Origin of the sequence: Kitasatospora sp. NPDC052896 (genome assembly GCF_044547075.1) — a bacterium.
GTDB lineage: Bacteria > Actinomycetota > Actinomycetes > Streptomycetales > Streptomycetaceae > Kitasatospora.
Window position 1 is genome coordinate 1 of the sequence record NZ_JBITZU010000061.1, and the last position, 5,969, is coordinate 5,969.

Consider the following 5,969-nt stretch of genomic DNA (forward strand, 5'->3'; position numbering starts at 1 on the left):
CAACGAGGCGGGCTGTCCGTCGTGCGGAACCGTCTCGACCCGGGTGCACAGCAGCTACGTCCGGCGGCTGGACGACAGCGCGGCCAGCGGGCGCCGGGTCGTGGCCGAGTTACGGGTCCGCCGGTTCCGCTGCCGTGAACGAGCTTGCCCCCGGGCCACGTTCGTCGAGCAGGCGGCAGGGCTGACCTTCCGTCACGGACGCCGGAGTCAGGGCTTGCAGGCCGCACTCCAGCAGCTCGCCCTGGCCCTGGCTGGCCGGGCCGGCTCTCGCTTGGCCGAGACCTTCGCGGTCCCGGTGAGCCGTTCCACGCTCCTGCGGCTGATACGCGCCCTGCCGGATCCGGCGCACGCGGTGCCGCGTGTTCTGGGCGTTGACGAGTTCGCCCTGCGCAAGGGCTACGTCTACGCAACGATCCTGGTCGACATCGAGACCCGCCGCGCAGTCGATCTGCTGCCCGACCGCACGGTCACAACCGTCCGCTCCTGGCTGGCCGACCACCCGGGCGTGAAGGTCGTCTGCCGCGACCGGTCGGCCTCCTACGCCGAAGCCGTCCGGCTCGGCGCCCCGGACGCGATCCACGTCGCCGACCGGTTCCACCTGTGGCAGAACCTCGCCGACGCGGTGGAGAAGACCGTGCTCCAGCACCGTGCCCTGCTACCCGAACCAGCTACTCCGGCCGAGTCAGCTCCGGCTATCGCCCTGGCGTCCGTCAGCCCCGAGCCCCGCCGGACCGGCAGACTGTCCGGCCGGGTCCGCGAACAACACGCCGCCGTCCACACACTCATGGACGACGGGTTCAGCCTGCGCGCCATCGCCCGCAGACTGGACCTGGCCCGCGGCACGGTCCGCCGCCTGGCCCACGCGAAGGACCCCGAGGAACTGCTCGTCGGCCGCTGGACGGGACGCACCAGCATCCTCGACCCCTACAAGCCCTACATCCACCAGAGGTTCGCCGAAGGCCACACCATCGCCCGGCGCCTGTTCGAGGAGATCCGGCAGCGCGGATTCCCTGGGCAGGAACAGATCGTCCGCGAGTACGTCCGGCGACTTCGTGCAGTGTTCCCGCACCAGGACCCGCCACGCCGAATGCCCTCCGTCAGGGACGTGACCAGCTGGATCACCCGCCACCCCGACCGCCTCCGCGACGAAGACGCCCAGCAGCTCAAGGAGGTCCTCGCCCGAGTCCCGGCGCTGGCTGCCACCGCCGAGCACGTCAGAGCCTTCGCCGAGCTGATGAACGACCGCCGCGGCCGAGAGCTCGAGGACTGGATCACCCGCGTCCAGCAGGACCAGGTCCCAGCCCTTCGCAGCTTCGCCAACGGTCTCCTGCAGGACCTCGACGCAGTCGTCGCCGGCCTCACCCTGAACTACAGCTCAGGCGCGGTCGAAGGCCACAACAACAAGATCATTCTGTGGAATCTGTTTCGTCAAGCAGAGTCGTTGCGGCCGAAGGTGATGTTGACGTCGTGCCATGCGGGAAGGCTGGCCATGTATTGAAGGGCGTTCTCGCAGGCGTCGGCCTGAGCGGTGTGACCGCCCCGGTCAATGCTGGTCATCGCGAGCATCAGGCCCAGGATGTGGAGGTCCGGATCGCCGCCGGAGTCCCCGGTGGCGAGGGCGTCGAGAACTTCGCGCAGTGTCTGGGTGTAGTCGATCTCCCGACCCGTGACCGGGGCACGGGCTGCGACATCAGCCAGGTCGGCCAAGATCTGCTGAGGAACGACCTGCCGGCCATCCCGCAGCGGCCAAGGGGTCGTCGACGCTGCTTCAACCAGCCGCCGAGCGTGCTCGGCGAAATCAGAGTGTTGCGAGTGCTCCATCGTGTCCTCCGGTCGCGCCATGAATCATTCTGTGAGATCGGCGGTTTCAAGCCGTGTGCTTGTGCATCACGTCGAGGTAGTGCCGGTCACGGTGCGGCACGTGGTTGTCCCGCCCGGACAGGCTGAAGACCGCGCAGACGTCAGCGGGCTGGGTGAGGATGCTCGACTGCTCGCCGAAGGTGAGGGTGCTGTTGACCGCATGTCGGCAGCCAGCGCCGTCGAGGGCGGCGATCAGCTCCTCGCGGAGGACGGTGGCCTCGAACGACTCGGAATCAGGCAGGACGAGCGGCGGAAGTTTGGTGGTCGAACCGGGCCAGAGGTTGATCCAGATTCCGCTGACGGCCCGCTGAGTGACCACCAGCTGTAGCCCGTCCCAGGAGTAGGGGTAGCCGTCGATATCGGGCCCCTTCATGCGGTGGGCCGGGTGCGGGCGCCCCGGGCCGAGAAGGTCTTCAGCCTCAGCCAGGGACATTCCGCAGCTCAGGGGGCCGATCCGACCGGTGCGGGAGAAGTCAACGAGTACATCCATCAAGGTCACGACAGTGACTGTGGCACTCTCCTGAGCCGGTTCGCACCTCGATATCAGCGCAGTGCCGCGCCTGCGCCGCCTTGCCGGACGGCGACGAGTGGCAGGAGGCGTGCAGTGGCCGGGACGTCGAGTTCGCGTGGTGTCGGGCCTGCGGGCGTCGGAGTGTCGGCAAGGCGGTCGAGTAGGCGGTCCAGTGCTTCCTGGCCGTCGTCGACGGCCGCGCGTTCGTCGTCGGTGAGCGGGATCGCGGCGGCCATTCTCTGCAAGTTGCCTTTGGCTTCGACGAGTTGGGCCTTGGTGGACTCTTTCGGGGCATAGAAATCGCAGCGAGCGCAGGCCATTCGGTGCTGGCACTGCTCGAAGAAGGTGTAGCTGCAGAAGCCGTGGCCGAGGTCGTAGTGCTGCCAGGGCTCCCCGGCCGCGGCGGCGCCGGAGGTGACAGCGTCGCGGTCGACGAGGACCTCGATGGTTCGGACGTTGCGGGAGAAATACTGGGCATCGGTGTATGCCTTGGTGAGGGTGTTGGGGGTGATCTTCGCGTAGTACTGCGTGGACTGCGGAGAGCGGTGTCCGAGCCAGGCTTGCAGCTCGAACAGGGTCATCGGTTCCTTGGCGTTGTAGAGCTGGCTGGCGATCGTGGAGCGGGCCCGGTGGCTGGTGATGTTCCCGCGAACGTCGGCGGCCGGCACGCCGGCCTTGCGGCAGAGCATCGGGATGACCGTGTTGTTGATGTAGGCCGGGGATATTCGACGGGCCCGGAAGGCGAACAGCAGGTCGACCTGCTCGGCGGTCCTGCGGTCGACGAAGCGAGGCTGGGAGGGCCTGACGGCCTGCCAGGCGTCAATGGCCTGGCCGAGGATCGGGTCGACGGGCTTGCTGAACGCGGTGCCGGTCTTGTGCGTGGGAACGTCGAGCAGGCAAACCGCGTCGCGGGCCAGGACCTGCTGGGAGTCTCCGGCGATGGCCGTCCCGTCGTGCTGCCAGCGGATGCATCCCAGCCGAAGACGGGCGATCTCGTCACTGCGCTGGCCGCTGAACAGCCAGGTCAGCGTGACCGCGCGGACCAGCTCCAGCGGATAGAACAGCCCGGCCCGGTTCTGCGGAAGGTCAGCGGTCTCCAGATTGAGTCCGGCCCACAGCAGCTTGGCCCAGATCTCGTCCGCGATCACCCTCGGGTCCGGGCCGAGCAGAGCGGCGATGCTGCGCGGGGTGGCCAGCGCGCGTTGGGGGTCGAACCGCCGAGGCAGCCATTCCCACTCCTGGCAGTCCCGGAAGAAGGTTCGCAGCGCGGCGAGCTGGGTGGCCTTGGTCGATGCCTCCAGCGGCTTGCCGACACGGCCCTTCAGCCTGGCGGTGCGTTCGACGAAGTCGCCGACCTTCATCCGGTCCAGGGCCGCGATCCAGGTAGCGCAGGACTGCCGGGTCCAGGCGGCGGGGCTGGCGAGGTCGGGGTTTTCGGCGTCGAGCCAGCGGCCGACCTTGAGCAGGTTGGAGCGGATGTTGCCGCGAACTCGGGGCGTCAGCGTCGAGGTGGCATGCCACCGGTCGGCCCACTGGGCCCATGCCTCCGGCCCGCCGGCTGCTTTCGCCGTGCGGCGGCCGGTGCCGGGGGTTGGTGGATCGCAGAACCCGAGGGCGGCCACCGCCCTCTGGAGAGCGTGCAGGGTGTTGAGACGCAGGTCGGGGATCAGCTTCTCGCGGCGGATCCGCTCGAAGAGTGCGGTGGTGAGGTCGTCGACGTGGGGGCTGCGGTTGAGCAGGAAGACCTGGCAGGTGACCATCGGTAGGAGCTTGTCGTCGTCCCTGCCGAGCTGGTAGCCCCACTCGGCGAGGACCGCGCGGATGCGGCCGATCTCGCCATTCACGCGAGCCTGTCCGAAGACTCGCCAGGCGAGTGTGAGCCGACTGAAGCTGCCGAGCCGGTGGAACTCGTTGAACCCACCGAGCAGGTAGGCGTGTGCGGACAGGTAGGGACGCACGGCATCGTCGGCCCAGGCCGGGGCGCTGTGGCGGAAGCCTTTCTGGTCCTGGCCGATCACCTGCGTCCACTCCTCGACGGTCCAGCCCCAGTAGGACCGGCCGACCTGTGCGGATCGCAGCAGCAGCACGGCGGCGGCGTCGTCCATGGCCCGGCGCCGGTGTGTGGTGGGCGGCGAGTCGAGCCCGGCGGTGACCGTGTCGAGTGGCCGCAGTAGCCGCTTGATCGTGCTCCATCCGTGCGCCGAGGGGTCGTGGCGGCGCAGTCGCCGCAGGTTGTCCATGCCGAGCTCGCGGATGGCCCGCTCCTCCGAAGGCCGGAGCGTGATCTCGGTGTCAAAGTGGAGCGGGTCGACTGGCGGGACCCAGCGGCCCGGGTCACCGTCGCCGATGACTGCTGCGGACGTCAGAGCCGTCACTGGACCACCTCCTCCGTGGTCACCGGGGTGTTCGCGCCGGTGAGCATATTGATCCGCCAGGCGTGGATGTGCTCCATGCCGCGGCTGAGCTTCTCGGCCAGGTCCCGGCCGGACAGGTGGATGTACTGGAGCGTCGAGTCGGTGTTGCGGTGGCCGGCGAAGGTGGCGATGGTGTGTAACTCCCAGCCCATCCGAGCCAGATCGGTCAGGCACAGATGCCGCGTGGTGTGCGTGGAGAACCGCGGGACACCAGCCTCCAGAGCAATCCGGCGTACCACCTTCGACCACGTCCACAGGCTCAGCGGCTGGGCGTGGTTGCGCCGGGACTCCGACAGGAACAGTGGTCCGCGCGCCCTGCTCAGGGAGGACCGGTGGGTGAGGTAGCCCGACAGCAGCACCCCGGTCGACGCCGAGTACGGCACCACACGCTCCAGCCGGTTCTTCGTCGTCTCCGCCCGCACCCGCAGCGTCCGGTGGGCCGGGTCGAGGTCATCGGTCCGCAGCGAGCACAGCTCCTCGCGCCGCAGCGCGGCGTCGTAGGCCAGCGCCAGCATCACCCGGTTGCGGATCGGCTCGTCCCGCGCGACCTCCAGAATGTCCAGCCACTGCTGTTCGCTGGGGATCCACGGCAGCTTCGTCAGCCGGGGCACCAGGCCGCGCTGCTGCCCGGACTGCCGGCGGCCTGGCGTGTAGCGGCCGCGTCCCACCGGATTGGACTCGCGCAGCCCCTCCTCCATGAGGAAGTCGTAGAACAACCGCACCGACACCAGCCGCTGCTGGATCGTCGCGCTCGCCAGCCCCACCCCCGAGTCGATCGACACCACATTCGCACCCCGGCGACTGGGCCGCGAAGTCAACTCCCTTACAAAGAGACCGATATGAGCCCGACTCGCCGTCAGCGGATCGACACCCTCTCGCTCGCACACGAGCAGGTACTCGGCCAGCCCCCGGGCGTACGCATCGATCGTGCGAGGCGCCCGTCCAAGGTCCGCCCACACCTGCAACCAGCCCGCTGCCCGCTCATGTCGTCCCAACACGGGCCACTTCTCCGCCAGCACCACCGTGCCGCCCAACGCATCTCCCCAGTTCGCGGTCGCACCAAGGGGGACGTGATCACCCCCGGCCAGATTCCACGTAACTGTAAAAATGATCAAGCGCCAGATGTTCGGCCGCGCCGGCTTCGACCTCCTTCGCAAGCGCGTCCTCCTCGCGTCATGAGGCCA

5 protein-coding genes are annotated in these 5,969 nt (G+C 68.7%); 1 reads left to right on the top strand and 4 read right to left on the bottom strand.

Annotation, left to right across the window (positions count from 1 at the left end):
- On the top strand, window positions 1-1,498 hold a 1,498-nt coding region (locus ACIGXM_RS37220), incomplete at its 5' end, for an ISL3 family transposase (protein ID WP_396568557.1).
- Here the strand turns inward: ACIGXM_RS37220 and ACIGXM_RS37225 are convergent.
- Genes ACIGXM_RS37225 through ACIGXM_RS37240 form a run of 4 tightly spaced genes read right to left on the bottom strand, consistent with a single transcriptional unit; the run spans window position 1,429 to window position 5,807 of the window.
- Window positions 1,429-1,842: a hypothetical protein gene (locus ACIGXM_RS37225; RefSeq protein ID WP_396568558.1), complete on the bottom strand. Its 414-nt coding sequence runs from the start codon at window positions 1,840-1,842 to the stop codon at window positions 1,429-1,431. The genes ACIGXM_RS37220 and ACIGXM_RS37225 overlap by 70 nt on opposite strands.
- Before the next feature lie 25 nt (window positions 1,843-1,867).
- On the bottom strand, window positions 1,868-2,359 hold the full coding sequence (locus ACIGXM_RS37230; protein WP_396568559.1) for a hypothetical protein: 492 nt from the start codon (window positions 2,357-2,359) through the stop codon (window positions 1,868-1,870).
- Window positions 2,360-2,403: 44 nt separating this feature from the next.
- Window positions 2,404-4,746, bottom strand: a complete 2,343-nt coding sequence (locus tag ACIGXM_RS37235) for a tyrosine-type recombinase/integrase (protein ID WP_396568560.1) — start codon at window positions 4,744-4,746, stop codon at window positions 2,404-2,406.
- On the bottom strand, window positions 4,743-5,807 hold the full coding sequence (locus ACIGXM_RS37240; protein WP_396568561.1) for a tyrosine-type recombinase/integrase: 1,065 nt from the start codon (window positions 5,805-5,807) through the stop codon (window positions 4,743-4,745). The genes ACIGXM_RS37235 and ACIGXM_RS37240 overlap by 4 nt, the downstream gene beginning before the upstream one ends.
- Window positions 5,808-5,969: the final 162 nt, after the last annotated feature.